The sequence below is a fragment of the Aeromonas sp. ASNIH8 genome, from assembly GCF_002919855.1.
Classification (GTDB): Bacteria; Pseudomonadota; Gammaproteobacteria; order Enterobacterales; family Aeromonadaceae; genus Aeromonas; species Aeromonas caviae.
In genome coordinates this window covers 18189-34088 of sequence record NZ_PQLN01000018.1, presented here as the reverse complement: position 1 = coordinate 34088, position 15900 = coordinate 18189, and the positions used below count along the sequence as shown (strand labels likewise).

General features: G+C 59.0%; 11 protein-coding genes. 6 read left to right on the top strand and 5 right to left on the bottom strand.

Features of this window, described 5'->3' with window-relative positions; translation table 11 throughout:
- Positions 1–129: 129 nt before the first annotated feature.
- The gene (pyrE, locus tag C3418_RS07005) at positions 130–783 is read right to left on the bottom strand and encodes an orotate phosphoribosyltransferase (protein ID WP_010676102.1); all 654 of its coding nucleotides are present in this window, start codon (positions 781–783) and stop codon (positions 130–132) included.
- A gap of 341 nt (positions 784–1124) precedes the next feature.
- On the bottom strand, positions 1125–1841 hold the full coding sequence (rph, locus tag C3418_RS07000; RefSeq protein WP_010676103.1) for a ribonuclease PH: 717 nt from the start codon (positions 1839–1841) through the stop codon (positions 1125–1127).
- Positions 1842–1987: 146 nt separating this feature from the next.
- On the opposite strand from rph, the gene C3418_RS06995 reads away from it, so the two are divergent.
- The 5 genes from C3418_RS06995 to C3418_RS06975 all read left to right on the top strand — a co-directional run bounded on the left by C3418_RS06995 (position 1988) and on the right by C3418_RS06975 (position 11086).
- Positions 1988–2851 (top strand): YicC/YloC family endoribonuclease, encoded by an 864-nt coding sequence (locus tag C3418_RS06995; RefSeq protein WP_103858212.1) that lies wholly within the window; start codon positions 1988–1990, stop codon positions 2849–2851.
- Positions 2852–3135: 284 nt separating this feature from the next.
- Entirely contained in the window at positions 3136–5442 is a 2307-nt protein-coding gene (locus C3418_RS06990; protein ID WP_103858211.1) for a class I SAM-dependent DNA methyltransferase, read from the top strand.
- Positions 5442–6767 (top strand): restriction endonuclease subunit S, encoded by a 1326-nt coding sequence (locus tag C3418_RS06985; protein ID WP_206618384.1) that lies wholly within the window; start codon positions 5442–5444, stop codon positions 6765–6767. Before C3418_RS06990 ends, C3418_RS06985 begins: the two co-directional genes overlap by 1 nt.
- Positions 6764–7792: a YhcG family protein gene (locus tag C3418_RS06980; protein ID WP_103858210.1), complete on the top strand. Its 1029-nt coding sequence runs from the start codon at positions 6764–6766 to the stop codon at positions 7790–7792. The genes C3418_RS06985 and C3418_RS06980 overlap by 4 nt, the downstream gene beginning before the upstream one ends.
- Positions 7793–7810: 18 nt before the next feature.
- Positions 7811–11086 carry a type I restriction endonuclease subunit R gene (locus tag C3418_RS06975; protein WP_103858209.1) on the top strand — a complete coding sequence of 1092 codons (3276 nt, stop codon included), beginning with the start codon at positions 7811–7813 and terminating at the stop codon, positions 11084–11086.
- A 308-nt stretch (positions 11087–11394) separates the two neighbouring features.
- Here C3418_RS06975 and C3418_RS06970 read toward each other — a convergent pair whose 3' ends face one another.
- The 3 genes from C3418_RS06970 to waaF form a co-directional block, all read right to left on the bottom strand.
- A complete protein-coding gene (locus C3418_RS06970; protein ID WP_103858208.1) occupies positions 11395–12273 on the bottom strand; it encodes a DMT family transporter in 879 nt (292 codons plus the stop codon).
- A 111-nt stretch (positions 12274–12384) separates the two neighbouring features.
- A complete protein-coding gene (waaA, locus tag C3418_RS06965) occupies positions 12385–13653 on the bottom strand; it encodes a lipid IV(A) 3-deoxy-D-manno-octulosonic acid transferase (protein ID WP_102948961.1) in 1269 nt (422 codons plus the stop codon).
- A gap of 1 nt (position 13654) precedes the next feature.
- Positions 13655–14752: a lipopolysaccharide heptosyltransferase II gene (gene waaF, locus C3418_RS06960; protein ID WP_010676107.1), complete on the bottom strand. Its 1098-nt coding sequence runs from the start codon at positions 14750–14752 to the stop codon at positions 13655–13657.
- Between the two features lie 339 nt (positions 14753–15091).
- On the opposite strand from waaF, the gene C3418_RS06955 reads away from it, so the two are divergent.
- Complete coding sequence (locus tag C3418_RS06955; RefSeq protein ID WP_010676108.1) at positions 15092–15868, top strand: glycosyltransferase family 2 protein; 777 nt, start codon at positions 15092–15094, stop codon at positions 15866–15868.
- Positions 15869–15900 lie beyond the last annotated feature (32 nt).

The following is a 15900-nucleotide window of genomic DNA, read 5'->3' as shown; positions in this document are numbered from 1 at the left end:
AGCGCACCGACTTTTTGTGAAAATAAAAAACGGCGCCGTTGGGCGCCGTTGACGGGCTCGGCTGCATGCCGATCTGCTCCCTTCTCCACTCGCGGGAGAAGGGTCGGGGATGAGGGGGAAACCGGGTCGTCAAATACCGTACTGGGCGCGGTAAGCCTTCATGGCGGCCAGTTGCGCCGCCAGCTCCGGCTGCTCGGCCTGCTTCTCTTCCAGATACTGGATCAAGTCGCTCATCTGGATGATGGCGATGATGTGAGCGCCGTAGTCACGCTCCACTTCCTGAATGGCGGAGAGCTCGCCCTTGCCCTTCTCCTGACGGTCCAGCGCGATCAGCACGCCAGCCAGGGAGGCGCCGTTGGCCTGGATCAGATCCATAGATTCGCGGATGGCGGTGCCGGCAGTGATGACATCGTCCACCAGCATGATGCGCCCCTTGAGCGGGCTGCCCACCAGATTGCCGCCCTCGCCGTGATCCTTGGCCTCCTTGCGGTTGAAGCACCAGGGCACGTCCACGTCGTGCTGCTCCACCAGCTGCACCGCGGTGGCGGAGGCGATGGGGATCCCCTTGTAGGCCGGGCCAAACAGCACATCGAACTCGATGCCGGCATCCATCAGGGCGGCGGCATAGAAGCGGCCGAGACGGGCCAGATCGCGGCCGCTGTTGAACAGGCCGGCGTTGAAGAAGTAGGGGCTTTTACGACCGGATTTCAGGGTAAATTCACCGAATTTGAGGACCTGCTTCTCCAGGGCGAACTCGATAAATTGACGCTGGTAGGCTTTCATTCTGGCTCCTTGCTTGGCTTGTCGTTGTCTTGTGTGGGGGTATAAAAAAACGCGGACAGTGCCGCGTTTGCAGGATCTGTTGACGCTTCGTCACAGCCGCGACGGAGTCGGTTTTTGCGCAGAACTAGGCATGAGATGCGAAGTTTGGTAATCCAAACGAGGCATCGAATAACGACGTTATGCACAAAAACAGACCCGTCCCTACGGGTTGCGTGGCAAAGGATGCCATGCGTTGTTGCAGGACTTGCCAAGGGAATAACCATTGGCGGCATCCTGCGCCTAGCCTGGCATCCTTTGACACTGCAACGCGACTTGTGCCGAAACATCAACAGGTCCTGGTATCAGGCAAGCGACTGCTTCTGCAGCGCAATGATGTCGGCGATGCCGCCCTTGGCGAGGGCCAGCATGGCCAGCAGCTCCTCGTGGGTGAAGGGTTCGGCCTCCGCGGTGCCCTGCACCTCGATGATGCGACCATCTTCGGTCATCACCACGTTCATGTCGGTCTCGGCGGCGGAGTCCTCGATGTACTCCAGATCGCAGATTGCCTCCCCTTCGAACATGCCGACGGAGACGGCTGCGATCATCTGCTTGAGCGGGCTCTGTTTGATCAGCCCCTTCTCCACCATCCAGTTCAGCGCATCCACCAGCGCCACGCAGGCACCGGTGATGGCGGCGGTACGGGTACCGCCGTCGGCTTGCAACACGTCGCAGTCAACGGTAATGGTGTGCTCGCCCAGGGCACTCAAGTCTACCGCCGCGCGCAGGGAGCGGGCGATCAGACGGGAGATCTCCAGGGTGCGGCCGCTCTGCTTGCCGGAGGCCGCTTCGCGGTTCATCCGGGAGTGGGTGGAGCGCGGCAGCATGCCGTACTCGGCAGTGACCCACCCCTGCCCCTTGCCTTTGAGGAAGCGCGGCACGCTGGTGTCGACGCTGGCGGTGCAGAGCACGCGGGTGTGGCCGAATTCCACCAGCACGGACCCTTCAGCATGCTTGGTGAAGTGGCGGGTGATGGTTACCGGACGCACCTGGGCGGCGCTGCGATCGCTGGGACGGGACATGGGACTGACCTCTGGGCTGGCTGAATTGGCGCAGGAGTATAAGCGATCGCTACTCAAATATCAGCCGCTAAAACCACCTCGTCGGCTGACTGAGCAGGCCTGGCTGAGTATACTGGCCGCACACTTCATCAAGCCCGGAACAATCAATGATTCACAGCATGACCGCCTACGCCCGCAAGGAACTCAAGGGCGACTGGGGCACAGCCGTTTGGGAAATTCGTTCGGTCAACCAGCGCTATCTGGAGACCTACATTCGCCTGCCGGAACAACTGCGCAGCCTGGAGCCGGTTCTGCGTGAGCGCTTCCGCGCCAAGCTGCAGCGCGGCAAGGTGGAGTGCAACCTGCGCTTCGAGGCCGCCCAGGCCGCTGCCAGCCAGCAGCACATCAATGAAGAGCTGGCCAAACTCATCATCGACAGCGCCAACTGGGTGATGAAAGAGGCGGGCCAAGGTCAGCTCAATCCGGTGGACGTGCTGCGCTGGCCGGGGGTCATGGCTGCCGCCGAGCAGGACATGGACGTGGTCGCCACCGAGCTGCTCGGCGGTTTCGATCTGACCATGGAAGATTTCCTCGCCTCCCGCGCCAGCGAAGGGGCCAACCTCAAGGCGCTGATCGAACAGCGCCTGGACGGCATCCAGGTGGAAGTGAAGAAGGTGCGCGAGCACCTGCCGCAAATCATCGAGTGGCAGCGCCAGAAGCTCGCCGACCGCCTGGCCGAAGCCAAGGTGGAGCTGGATCCGGCCCGCATCGAGCAGGAGATCGTGCTGCTGGCCCAGAAGATCGACGTGGCCGAAGAGCTGGATCGTCTGGAGATGCACATCAGCGAAACCAACAAGATCATGAAGAAGGGTGGCGCCTGTGGCCGTCGCCTCGACTTCATGATGCAGGAGTTCAACCGCGAGTCGAACACGCTGGGCTCCAAGTCGATCAACGCCGAGGTGACCCAGTCCGCCGTCGAGTTGAAAGTGCTCATCGAGCAGATGCGCGAGCAGATCCAGAACATCGAGTGATCTCCCTCATCGATGCACCAGCCCCCGCCACCCGGGGGCTTCCATTTTGATGGTCGATAGCATGGTCCACCTCCCTCCACTCATGGCAGAATAAGCCCCTCTTTCTCTGCTTTTGTTCCCAACATGAGCCAACCCCTCGATGGCGTCATGATGTTCACGAGCTGGAGTGAAATGCCTGTTGCACCAAAATGCTCTCGCTGCCAGGAAAGTCGTACCAGATGTCGGCCTTCTTACGAGTGCTTTGCCGTCAAGACAATCGATTCGAATGTTTTTTGGAAGACAAGATGACCAACCACAACTTTTCCCAGACTGCAGCCTTTATCTGGTCGGTCGCCGATCTGCTTCGCGGTGATTTCAAACAATCCCAGTATGGACGGGTGATACTGCCCTTCACCCTATTGCGCCGCCTCGAGTGCGTGCTGGCCCCCACCAAGGATGCCGTGGTAGCGGAGCATCAGCGGGTCAGCACGATGAAATTGTCGGAAGAGGCGCAGGAGAAGCTCTTACTGCGCGCGACCCGGAGCAAGGCCAATCCCGAGGGGCTGGCCTTCTTCAACACCTCGCCGATGGATCTGGCCAAGATGGGGCAAAACGGGATCAAGGCCAACCTGGAGCACTATGTTCACTCCTTCTCGAAAGATGCGCGGGAGATTTTCGAGCACTTCAACTTCGATGAATTTATCGCCCTGCTGGAAGATGCCAACCTGCTGTTCAAGGTGGTGAAGCTGTTTGCCACCACTGACCTTAGCCCAGCCGCCATCTCCAACCACGAGATGGGGCTGGTGTTTGAAGAGCTGATCCGCCGCTTTGCCGAATCTTCCAACGATACTGCCGGTGAGCACTTCACCCCGCGCGATATAGTGCGGCTCACCACCTCGCTGGTCTTTATGGAAGATGACGAGGCGCTGACCACAGAGGGGATTATTCGCACCATTTACGACCCGACAGCGGGCACGGGGGGCTTCCTCTCATCGGGGATGGAGTATGTGCACGAACTCAACCCCAAGGCGGTCATGCGTGCCTTTGGTCAGGAGCTCAACCCCGAATCCTATGCCATCTGTAAGGCAGACATGCTGATCAAGGGGCAGGATGTCAGCCGCATCAAGCTCGGCAATACCCTCTCCAACGACCAACTGCCCGGCGACAAGTTTGATTACATGCTCTCCAATCCGCCGTTTGGGGTGGACTGGAAGAAGATTGAAGAGGAGATCAAAAAAGAGAGTGCGAAAGGGTTTGCCGGTCGTTTTGGCCCCGGCCTGCCTCGTGTCTCCGACGGCTCCCTGCTGTTTTTGCTGCATCTGGTCAGCAAGATGCGTGATACCCATGCCCTTGATGGCAGCGTGACCGACGGCGGGCGGATCGGCATCATTCTCAACGGCTCCCCTCTCTTCACCGGCGGGGCTGGCAGCGGCGAGAGCGAGATCCGTCGCTTTATTCTTGAGTCGGATCTGCTGGAGGCCATCATCGCCCTGCCGACCGACATGTTCTACAACACAGGTATCGCCACCTATATCTGGGTGCTGAGCAACAAGAAAAAAGCCGAGCGCCAGGGCAAGGTGCAGCTGATCAACGGCGCCACCCTTGGCAGCAAGATGCGCAAATCCCTTGGTTCCAAGCGCAATGTACTGAGCGATGACGAGATCGCCGCCATCACCCGCAACTTTGGCGACTTTGTCGCCATCGATACCCTGACCGAGAGCGGCAAGCCGCTCACCAGCAAAATCTTTGACACTCATCGCTTCGGTTATCGACGGGTCACCATAGAGCGACCGCTGCGCCTCTCGGTCGCCGTCAGTGACGAGGCCATCGCCTCGCTGCGTTTTGCCCCTAAGCCATTCAACGGCGCGATGATGGCGGTATATGAGAAATTTGGCACCACCTGGGCTGATGACGGTTATGGCTCACTGAGCGAGGTCGAAGCCGAGGTACGAGCCCTGATCAAGGCAGACTTCCCCGAGCTCAAGGAGAAGCAGGTCAAGGAGCTGCTGGCCCCCTCCCTGTGGCAGAGCCAGCGCGCCCTGATGGATAAGACAGAGGCCTTGCAGGCGGCACTCGGCACCGCCCAATGTGATGATTTCAACCGGTTCGAGCTGGCGCTGAAAAAGGCCCTGCAGAGCAGCGGTGTCAAGCTCGATGCCAAAGAGAAGAAACAGTTTATCGAGGCTATCAGCTGGAAAAACCCGGCGGCCGAGCCCGTGGTGAGCAAGGTGGTGAAAGAGGAGCCCCAGCCGCTCTACGGAGCCTTTGCCTACGCGGGGTCGCTCAAGCACTATCAGGGCAAGGTGGTGGAGTATGAGCAGGACAGCGATCTGCGGGACTACGAGAATATTCCCCTCGACCCCGACCGCAATACCGTCACGCTGATAGAGGAGTACTTTAAGCGGGAAGTGCAGCCCCATGTGGCCGATGCCTGGATCAATGCCGACAAGCGGGACGGGCAGGATGGCGAGATCGGCGTCGTCGGTTACGAGCTCCCCTTTAACCGCCACTTCTATGTCTATCAGCCCCCCCGCGCGCTGGCCGTCATCGATGCCGAACTGGATCGGGTGAGTGCCGATATTATGCGTCTGCTGCAAGAGGTGCATTCGTAATGGGTAATGCCACCTCCAGCATGAAATATACCGCCTATCCAGAGTATAAAAACTCTGGCGTTGAGTGGTTGGGTAATATTCCAGCCCACTGGAAAGTGTGTCGATTAAAGTATCTGGCAACCATAAAAAATGGTCAGGATTTCAAGTTGGTTCAATCAGACTCAGGTTTTCCGGTTATGGGGTCGGGTGGTCAATTTGCTTACGCCACGGAGTTCATGTATGACCAGCCCTCTGTGTTGTTGGGCCGCAAGGGGACTATCGACAAACCGCTGTACATCAATGAGCCATTTTGGACTGTGGATACTATGTACTACACCGAAATGCACAAAGGAATTGATGCGAAATATCTATACTATTTGGCATTGACAATTCAGTTCGGTCGTTATGCCACAAATACCGCTTTGCCAAGCATGACTCAAGAGCATCTTGGTAACTGCCAGTTCTCGATTCCTGATGATGAAAGTGAGCGGGCCCGTATAACCAGTTTTCTTGATTATGAAACGACCAAGATTGATGCATTGCTTGAACAGCAGAAACAGCTGATTAATTTATTGAAAGAAAAGCGTCAGGCAGTGATTAGCCATGCTGTAACTAAAGGGTTAAACCCGAATGTGCCGATGAAAGACTCAGGCGTTACTTGGTTGGGCGATATTCCAGAACATTGGTTTGTAAGGCGATTAAAACATACAGCTACGATCCAATCAGGAATTCCTAAAGGTAAAGATTTAACAGGGAAGCGTAGAGTTTCTGTGCCTATGTTACGTGTTGCTAATGTCCAAGATGGGTATTTAGATCTTAATGATGTGTATGAAATAGATATTGAGCCTCATGAGTTAGAACGTTATTCACTCAGAGTCGGTGATGTTCTAATGAATGAGGGCGGTGATAATGACAAATTAGGAAGAGGTGCTGTGTGGCCAGGGGTGATATCACCCTGTATACATCAGAATCATGTGTTCTCTATTCGTGTGACGGGTATTGAATCAGACTGGTTGAGTTGGCTAACCAGTGCCATTTATGCAAAGTATTATTTTTATTCTGTTGCAAAGCAAAGTACCAATCTTGCATCTATATCGTCTAGCAATATTAAAGAAACACCATTAGTTATTCCGCCCAAAGCTGAACGATGGGCTATCATGAAACATTTGGATGTGGCAATAGAAAAAATAGACAAAATAGAAAGCCAATCTAAGCAACAAATTCAATTACTGCAAGAGCGCCGCACAGCCCTGATTTCCGCCGCCGTTACCGGCAAGATTGATGTACGGCAGTGGCAGGCCCCCACCTCGCAGGTCTGTCACGCCACTCAGGAGACCAGTCTATGACAACGCCATCGCTCCCTCTGGCGCAGGAGGTGATCGCCATTATCGCCGGGGCCAAACAGCGGGCGGCGGTGGCGGTCAATAGCGAGCTGACCCTGCTCTACTGGCAGGTGGGGCAGCGGATCAACCGGGAAGTGCTCGGCGGTGAGCGGGCCGATTATGGCAAGCAAGTGGTGAGTTCGCTGGCCCGCCAGTTGACGGCGCAGTTTGGCAAGGGGTGGAGCACCCAGCAGTTGCGCCACTGCATGCGATTTGCCGAGAGCATCGCCGATCCCGAGATTGTCTCCGCACTGCGGAGAGAATTGAGCTGGACCCATATCAAGACCCTGATCTATATCGATGATCCGCTCAAACGTGACTTCTACCGTCAGATGGCGGTCGGTGAAGGATGGTCAACCCGCACTCTGGATGAGCGGATCGGCTCGCTGCTGTTTGAGCGCACCGCCATCTCGAAACAGCCCGAGCAGACCATCAGGGCCGAGCTCGACCTGCTGCGCGATCAGGGTCGGGTAAACCAGAGCCTGCTGCTCAAAGATCCCTATCTGCTCGACTTTCTCGACTTGAGTGACCGTTATCTGGAAAAGGATCTCGAAGATGCGATCCTGCGGGATATCGAGCACTTCCTGCTGGAGATGGGGGCCGGCTTTACCTTTGTCGCACGGCAGAAGCGGATCCAGATCGATGAAGATGACTTCTATATCGATCTGCTGTTCTACAACCGCAAGTTGAAGCGACTGGTGGCCATCGACTTGAAAACCGAGAAGTTCAGGCACGCCCACAAAAGCCAGATGGAGCTCTACCTACGCTGGTTGCAAAAATATGAGCAAGAAGCCGACGAGTTGCCGCCCCTTGGCATCATTCTGTGCAGCAGCAAGAAGCAGGAGCAGATCGAGCTGCTGGAGCTCGACAAGTCGGGCATTCATGTGGCCGAGTACCTCACCGTCTTACCCCCTATCGAGCTGTTGAAGCAGAAACTGCATCACGCAACAGAGAGTGCCAAACAGCGTCTGGCACAAGATAAAGAATAAAAATATCAAGGATATGCGATGACCACCGACACGACGGCAGAACGCAATTTTCAAGCGGATATTATCGAGCAGATGATGGCCAAAGGGTGGCAACGGGGCCGCTCGGCGGAGTATGACCGCGAGTCGGCGCTCTATCAGGCGGATGCACTGCGCTTTGTCAAAGAGAGCCAGCCCAGAGAGTGGGAGAAGCTGTGCAAGGTGTTCCCCGTCGACCCGGAACATCACTTTGTGAATGCGCTGGTGGCCCGGCTGAAAAAGGCCGATGTGAACGCCACCGATCGCGCCTCCCGTCGCTATGGCACCCTTGGCGTATTGCGCCATGGCCTTAAGATCCGCAATGCCCGTTTCTCGTTATGTCAGTTCAAGCCGGAACATCAGCTCAATCCAGAGACGCTGGCTGGCTATCAGCAAAACATTTGTCGCCTGGTGCCCGAGCTGGTGTACAGCCCCTACGCCACCCGGGAGCAGCTGGAGGCCACCGGGGCACAGGCGAAGAAGTGGCGTATCGATCTGGTGCTCTTCGTCAATGGTTTGCCGGTCGCCACCCTTGAGCTCAAGTCTGAGTTCAAGCAGACCGTTGCCGATGCCATTGCTCAATACAAGCTGACCCGCCCGCCCAAGGATCCAGCGACCAAAAAGCCGGAGCCGTTGTTGACATTCAAGCGGGGGGCGCTGGTTCATTTTGCCGTGAGTCAGTTCGAGGTCTATATGGCCACTCAGCTGGCAGGTGAAGAGACCTTCTTCTTGCCGTTCAACAAGGGCACCCAGGACGGGGGCAAAGGGAATGATATTCCTGATGATCCGACCCGTTACGCCACCGACTATCTGTGGGATCAGGTATTAACCCCGGATAGCCTGCTCAATATTCTGGGTCGCTTCATTCATCTGCAGATTGAAGAGAAGGAGGATTGGGAGGGGCGAAAATACAAGAAAGAGAGCCTGATCTTCCCCCGTTATCATCAGTGGGACGTGGTGACCAGATTGATTGCTGCGGCCACAGCAGAAGGGACGGGACAGAAGTATCTGATCCAGCACAGTGCGGGCTCCGGCAAATCCAACTCCATCGCCTGGACGGCTCACCAGCTTTCCACCCTGTACGATGCCGCAGGCAACAAGCAGTTTCATTCCGTGATTGTGGTCACCGATCGCACAGTGCTGGATGATCAGTTGCAGGAGACCATCCACCAGTTTGAACACGCCGATGGTGTGGTTGGGCGCATCAATCGCAAGGAGGGTGAGGGCTCCAAGTCGGAGCAGTTGGCCGCAGCGTTGTCCTCATCCCAGCCGATCATCATAGTCACCATCCAGACCTTTCCGTTTGTGCTGCAGGCCATCGAGAACTCGGCCTCACTCAAGGAGCGGCGTTACGCCATCATCGCCGACGAGGCACATTCGTCGCAGACCGGAGGGACCGCTCGTCAGCTCAAAGAGGTACTGATGAGCGATGACGTCGACGATGGCGAGCTGACATCGGAAGATATTATCGATGCGACACTGGCGGCGCGCCGTGGTAGCCCGAATCTGAGTTACTACGCCTTTACGGCGACCCCGAAGTCGAAAACCCTTGAGTTGTTTGGCCGTCTGCCCGACCCGAGTCAGCCAGCTTCCCGGCGTAATAAACCGGAGGCCTATCATGTCTACTCCATGCGTCAGGCGATTGAAGAGGGTTTTATCCTCAACGTGCTGAAGAACTACACCAACTACAAGGTGATCTATCAGCTCAAGCAGACGCTGGAGTCAGAGGATCAAGAGGTTGATGCAGGCAAGGCCAAGATCAGGCTCAATCACTGGGTGCGGCTGCATGATCACAACATCTCGCAGAAGGTGAAAGTGATTGTGGAGCACTTCAAGAAAAACGTGATGGGGTTGCTGGGGGGACAGGCCAAAGCCATGGTGGTGACCAGTTCACGCAAGGAGGCGGTGCGTTACAAGCTGGCGTTTGACAAATATGTGGCCGATAACGGCTATTCCGGCATTCGGGCCATGGTGGCGTTTTCCGGCGAAGTGGCGTTTCACCCTGATGATCCGGATAGCCTGGCGCTGCTCGACAAGAAGTATACCGAGCACAATATGAACCCCGATCTGAAAAAGCGGGATCTGCGCAAGGCGTTCGACAGTGATGACTATCAGGTGATGCTGGTGGCCAACAAATTCCAGACCGGTTTCGACCAGCCAAAGCTATGCGCCATGTACGTCGATAAAAAGCTGGCAGGAGTTGAGTGTGTGCAGACTCTCTCGCGCCTCAACCGCACCTACCCCGGCAAGGCCGAGACCGGCACCTTTGTGCTCGATTTTCTCAATGATCCGCAAGATATTCTTGATGCGTTCCAGCCCTACTATCAGGTGGCAGAGCTGGAGGATGTCTCCAATCCTGACAAGATTTTTGATCTGTTCGAGAAGCTGCAGGCCAGCGGTATCTTTATGTGGGCTGAGGTAGAGCAGTTCGTCGAAGCCTTCTTTACCAAGAACAAGTCCAATGCCGTGATCAGCAATATTTGCAAGCCTGCGGCAGATCGCTGGCGACACCGTTACCGCTCGGCGGTAGAGGCCTACCAGCATGCCAAGGCGATGTTTGAACGCACCAAGAAGACAGATGATGCTGTGTTGATTGCCAATGCCGAGAACAGCTTCAAGGAGTGCAAACAGGAGAAGGATCGGCTGGAGATCTTCAAGAAGGATCTCGGCAGCTTCGTCCGTTTCTATGAGTTCATGTCGCAGATTGTCGATTACGACGACAAGGAGCTGGAGAAGTTAAGCCTCTATGCCCGTCATTTGCGCCCCTTGCTGCGAGAGCAAGTGACGGATGACGATGGGCTGGATCTTGGCAATGTGGTGATGAGTCACTATCGGCTCGCCAAGATCCGCCAGCAGGATATTCAGCTGAAAGAGAGCAAGGGGGAGTACCAGCTGCAGCCAGGCAATGAGATGGGGACCGCCAAGGCCAAGGACAAGAAAGAGGAGTTTTTGTCGATTGTCATCGAGCGATTGAACGAGCTGTTTGCCACCGACAATCTGACCGACAAGGACATGCTCAACTATGCCGTGACGGTGCGTGACAAGCTGACCGAGAATGAAACCGTCATGAGCCAGATTGCCAATAATAGCCGTGAACAAGCCATGTTGGGGGATTTCCCGAAAGCCCTTGATGATGCGATTCTGGGCAGCAGTGCAGCCCATCAGGAACAGATGATGCAGCTGCTGTCTGACTCGGTGAAAGCCAGGGAGTTTGGACAAATTATTTATGACTTGTTGGTGGGGGTACAAAGGGGAGGCCAAGAGGTCAGTTCCTTGTAAGGGGCCTGTCTTTCGCTTGGTGCGTACCCGTAAGAAGGGGACTGGGACTCGGTGCCTTCTTATTTCCGCCCAGTCAATCGGCAACATTGGGCGCTTTCAACCGAATACAAACGCAAGCGCAACTTTATCCAGCGGGTGAATCAGTTTTTCGCCTCCTGTCTCTGAGGCGTACTGATTCCCATGTTTCTCTGGCCGTTACCTACAAGCGCCAAGGGATGGGTATCCAGCCATAAAAACGGGCCTGCAAGTGCAGGCCCGTTTTCATTTCCGATAGCCACCCCGTTACTGTCGACGGAGCGGCTCTTCCATCAGCGGGTCGCTTTGAGCCTGGCGCTTCTCAGAAGCAGGGGGAGCTGGTAGAGCACCAGAGCACCCAGCACCAGGCCGGCACCAGCCAGCTTGGCGGGGCCCAGGGGTTCGTCATAGAAGAGGGTGCTTAAGATCAGGGTCCAGACCGGTTCCAGCAGCATCAGCAGGGCGGCGTGGGCCGTGGTCATCCGGCTCAGGGCGTGGGTGAGCAGCCAGTAACGCAATGTGGTGGCGATCAGGACGCTGGCCGCAAACCAGCCCCAGATACCAGTGCCGATGCTGGCGGGCCACTGCTCGGTCAGCAGGGAGAGCAGGGTGCCGAGCAGTCCGGTCACCGCCAGCTGGATGCAGGTGAGCCAGGTAGGGGGAATGGACTGGGCGAAGTGGCGGTGCACCGCGAGCTGAACCCCCAGGGTGGCGGCCGCCGCCAGAAACCAGAACAGGGAGAGCGACACGCCCCAGTGGGTGCTGCTGGAGAGCAGCAGCAGACCCGCGACGGCCACGGGCAGAGTCAGCCAGTAGTGACGGCCGGGTCTGGCCTTGAAGGCGGCCCAGGCGGCGAGCGGCGCCATCAGGGTGGCCACGCTCATGATGAAGGCGCCGCTGCCGAGGGCATCGCTCTGGCTGATGGCGGTAACCCAGAACAGCAGGCTGGCCCCGAGCAAGGTGCCGCACCCGGCGGCACGCAGCAGTTGTGAGCCATTGGGGGGCGGCTCGCGCAACCAGGCGAGCGGCAACAGCAGCAGGGCGGCCAACAGGAAGCGGCTGCCGATAAAGGCGGCGGTGGGCAGTTCGCGAATCGCCTCTTTCGAGAAGAGCCAGCCAGCGGCGGCCAGCAAGGTGACCAGTATCATCAACAGCAGGGGAGCGCGGTTCATCGGGGCATCACAGGGTCAGGGGCAAAGGGCAGAGCATAAAGGAAAGAGGCGCGGATTGTCTCCCGGGGTTTGGCAGACATGCTGGCGAGGCGGCCACCACGCCGCCCCGCCTCAGTCGTCACTTTCCAGGCTGGCGAGGCAGTGGGAGAGGGTGCGCGCCAGCGCCCCCTGGTTGCGCAGCACCACGGCGCGGGCCTGCTCCCCCATCTCGCGGCGGGCAGGGGCATCGCCGAGCAGGGTGCTCACCCGGTGGCCGAGCGCCTCGGCGTCCGCCACCACGGCCGCGCCACCCTGGGCCACCAGCTGGCGGGTGATGTCGCTGAAGTTGAAATAGACGGGGCCGGTCAGGCAGGGTTTGCCCAGCGCCGCCGGTTCCAGCAGGTTGTGACCGCCCACGGGCACCAGGCTGCCACCGACAAAGGCGAGATCCGCCGCCGCCAGCATCAGCGGCAGCTCGCCCATGGTGTCACCCAGGTAGATCTTGTCCCTCTCGCCGACCGCACTGCCCGCGGTGCGCCGCACGCAACCGTAGGGAGCGCACAGCTCGGCCACCCGATCGAAACGCTCGGGATGGCGCGGCACCAGGATGAGCAGGGCGGAGGGATGTGCCTTGAGCACCCGATCGAAGGCGGCCAGCACCTGCTCGTCTTCCCCCTGGTGGGTACTGGCGGCGATCCAGACAGGTCGTGCCTCCCCCAGCTGCTGGCGCAGGGCACGGCCCCTGGCCTGCACCTCGTCGCCAAACTGGATGTCGAACTTGATGGAGCCGGTCACCGCCAGCCGGTTGCGCCCTATCCCCAGTCGATGGAAGCGATCCGCATCGTCCTGATGCTGGCACAGCAGGTGGGTCAGCGGGCGGCTCAGGGCATCGAAGGCACCCTGGAAGCGACCATAGCGCTGACAGGATCGCTCCGAGAGGCGGGCATTGAGGATGGTCACCGGCAGGTGCCGTGCCTCGCAGGCCGCCAGCCAGTTCGGCCACAGTTCGGTCTCCATCACCCAGAGGGCGCGGGGCTTGACGGTGCTCAGAAACGCCGAGACGGCCCAGGGGTAGTCGAGAGGCGCATAACGGTGCACCACCAGCTCCCCGAGCTTGGCCGCCTGTTCGGCGCCGGTGCGGGTGGTGGTGGTGAGCAGGATGGGCAGCTCGGGGCGCTCGGCCTTGAGGGCGCGGATGAAGGGGGTGATGGCCAGGGTCTCCCCCACGCTCACCGCATGGATCCAGAGGGGAGCCTCCTGTCCGGTCGGCGGCAATCGTCCCAGATGCTCGGCCCAGCGCGCCCCGAAGCCGGGCTTGCCTTTTTTGGGCTTGTAGAGCGCCAGCAGCGCCAGGGGCAACCCCAGGTGGATCAGCAGGTTGTAGAGCAACCGGTAGATCATGCTAGCTATTACCTGGTTCAGCAGCAGAGGATTCCACCGGCTGCCGCACTATGGTCAGATCTGCCGTTTCACCACGCTCCAGCCGATTTCCCGCCTCGATGACCTGTTCCGGCATCAGCTCGATCAGGCACTTGAGGTGGCCGAACTTGCAGGTGCGCTTGAAGCAGGGGCGGCACTCGATGTCGGTGTGGACGATCTCGACCCTGTCCGCCAGCGGTGGGGTATAGAGGGGCGAGGTGGAGCCGTAGACGCCGATCAGCGGCCGGTTGAGGGCGGCCGCCACGTGCATCAGGCCCGAGTCGTTGGCGATGACCCGACCGGCCAGCGCCATCAGATCGATCGCCTCGTGCAGGCTGGTCTTGCCCGCCAGCACGTGGCAGTTGGGGCGCGACAGGGGGTTGATCCGATCGCGGATGGTGTTGGCCACGTCCACGTCCTTGCCCGAGCCGAAGATCCACACCTGCCACCCCTCGTCGAGGTGCTTTTGCGCCACCACGGCGTAATGCCCCTCCGGCCAACGTTTGGCCGGGCCGAACTCGGCCCCCGGACAGAGTACCAGCACAGGGCGGGCACGATTCAGGCCGAGCCGCTCCAGCGCCTTGCCCTGGTTGATGAGATCCACGTGCAGGGAGGGATGGGGAATAGCGGGAATGTCGTCCCGACTCTTCATCTGCCCCTTGGGGTAGGCCAGAGCCACATAGCCTTCCACCATCAGCGGGAAGGCCTGCTTGTTGCTGCGCATGTCGTTGAGCAGACCGAAGCGGTGCTCCCCCTTCCAGCCGGTGCGCACCGGGATCCTGGCAAACCAGGGGATGAGGGCCGACTTCATGGAGTTGGGCTGGATGATGGCCTGATCGTACTGCTCGGCGGCCAACTGCTTGCCAAGGCGGCGGCGTGCCCCCAGCTTGAAGTCACCGTGGCCAAGCGGCATGGGGATGGCCTTGTCCACCTCGGGCATGCGCTCCAGCAGCGCAACGCACCAGGCCGGCGCCATCACATGGAGCTCGCTGCCCGGGTGGTTGCTCTTGAGCGCCTTGTAGAGGCTCTGGGACATCACCATGTCGCCGACCCAGGAGGGGCCGATCACCAATATCTTCATCGCGCGTCTTCTCTCGGGGCTGGCCCGGCTGTTGATCGTTACTGGGCGAGATTATGCCCCAAGAAAGGCCGAAGAAATAACAGAAGATACCCGTCTGCTCCCGCAAAACGCCTACCTGGCAGGATCTGCTCCCCCGCGCATCCCTCCTGAGGCCCTCTTCGACCCGGACACGGCGTGCCCTGGGCCACCGACTGCCGGGTAGCAGATATTCCCCTTCCCCCGCATTCAAAAGCGGGCCCACCGGGCCCTCGGGTCATGCCCCGCGCGGGGTTTTAGGCTAGAATGGGCGCCAATCCGAGCATGACCCGCCCGCCGGGTGCCAACAAGAGTCCCTTGCCTGTGAAAAAACCGACCCTGGCGGCCGTCCTGATCGTCAAGAACGAAGCCGACAACCTCCGTGCCTGCCTCGCCTCCCTCGAAGGCCTGGCGGATGAAATCGTCATTCTCGACTCCGGCAGTCAGGATGACACCCCGGCCATCGCCGCCGAATTTGGCGCCCGCTTCTTCGTCAACACCACCTGGCCCGGTTTCGGCCGTCAGCGCCGCCTCGCCCAGTCCCATGTCCAGTCGGAGTGGGTGCTGTGGCTGGACGCGGACGAGCGGCTCACCCCGGAACTCAGGGAAGCCATCCAGGGGGTCATGGCCAACCCGGCCAGCGACACCATCTACTCCATCCCGCGCCTCTCCTGGGTGTTCGGCCGCTTCATCCGCCACAGCGGCTGGTACCCGGATCGGGTGCTGCGCCTCTACCCCAAGGCGCTGACCGGCTACAACGAGGCGCTGGTACACGAGAAGGTGGAAGTGCGCGCCAACATGAAGATCGTCAACCTGCAGGGCGACCTCCTCCACTACACCTACCGGGATCTGGAACACTACCTGGTCAAATCCGCCGGCTACGCCCGCGCATGGGCCGATCAGCGCACCGCCCGCGGCAAGAAGGGATCCCTCGGCCAGGGGCTGGTCCACGCCGTCGGCTGCTTCCTCAAGATGTACCTGCTCAAGGCCGGTTTCCTCGACGGCAAGCAGGGCCTGCTGCTGGCCATCCTCTCCGCTCACTCCACCTTCGTCAAATACGCCGATCTCTGGGTTCGCCAGCAGCCCCAGCAGCCGAAATAGGGCATCGCGCCTCAAACATCGCATTAATCACT

Bases quoted from the DNA above. Each gene is read 5' to 3' on its own strand.
- pyrE (WP_010676102.1), bottom strand. From the start codon at position 783: ATGAAAGCCTACCAGCGTCAATTTATCGAGTTCGCCCTGGAGAAGCAG.
- C3418_RS06980 (WP_103858210.1), top strand. From the start codon at position 6,764: ATGACAACGCCATCGCTCCCTCTGGCGCAGGAGGTGATCGCCATTATC.
- waaA (WP_102948961.1), bottom strand. From the start codon at position 13,653: ATGATCTACCGGTTGCTCTACAACCTGCTGATCCACCTGGGGTTGCCC.
- C3418_RS06995 (WP_103858212.1), top strand. From the start codon at position 1,988: ATGATTCACAGCATGACCGCCTACGCCCGCAAGGAACTCAAGGGCGAC.
- waaF (WP_010676107.1), bottom strand. From the start codon at position 14,752: ATGAAGATATTGGTGATCGGCCCCTCCTGGGTCGGCGACATGGTGATG.
- C3418_RS06975 (WP_103858209.1), top strand. From the start codon at position 7,811: ATGACCACCGACACGACGGCAGAACGCAATTTTCAAGCGGATATTATC.
- C3418_RS06985 (WP_206618384.1), top strand. From the start codon at position 5,442: ATGGGTAATGCCACCTCCAGCATGAAATATACCGCCTATCCAGAGTAT.
- C3418_RS06990 (WP_103858211.1), top strand. From the start codon at position 3,136: ATGACCAACCACAACTTTTCCCAGACTGCAGCCTTTATCTGGTCGGTC.
- rph (WP_010676103.1), bottom strand. From the start codon at position 1,841: ATGTCCCGTCCCAGCGATCGCAGCGCCGCCCAGGTGCGTCCGGTAACC.
- C3418_RS06970 (WP_103858208.1), bottom strand. From the start codon at position 12,273: ATGAACCGCGCTCCCCTGCTGTTGATGATACTGGTCACCTTGCTGGCC.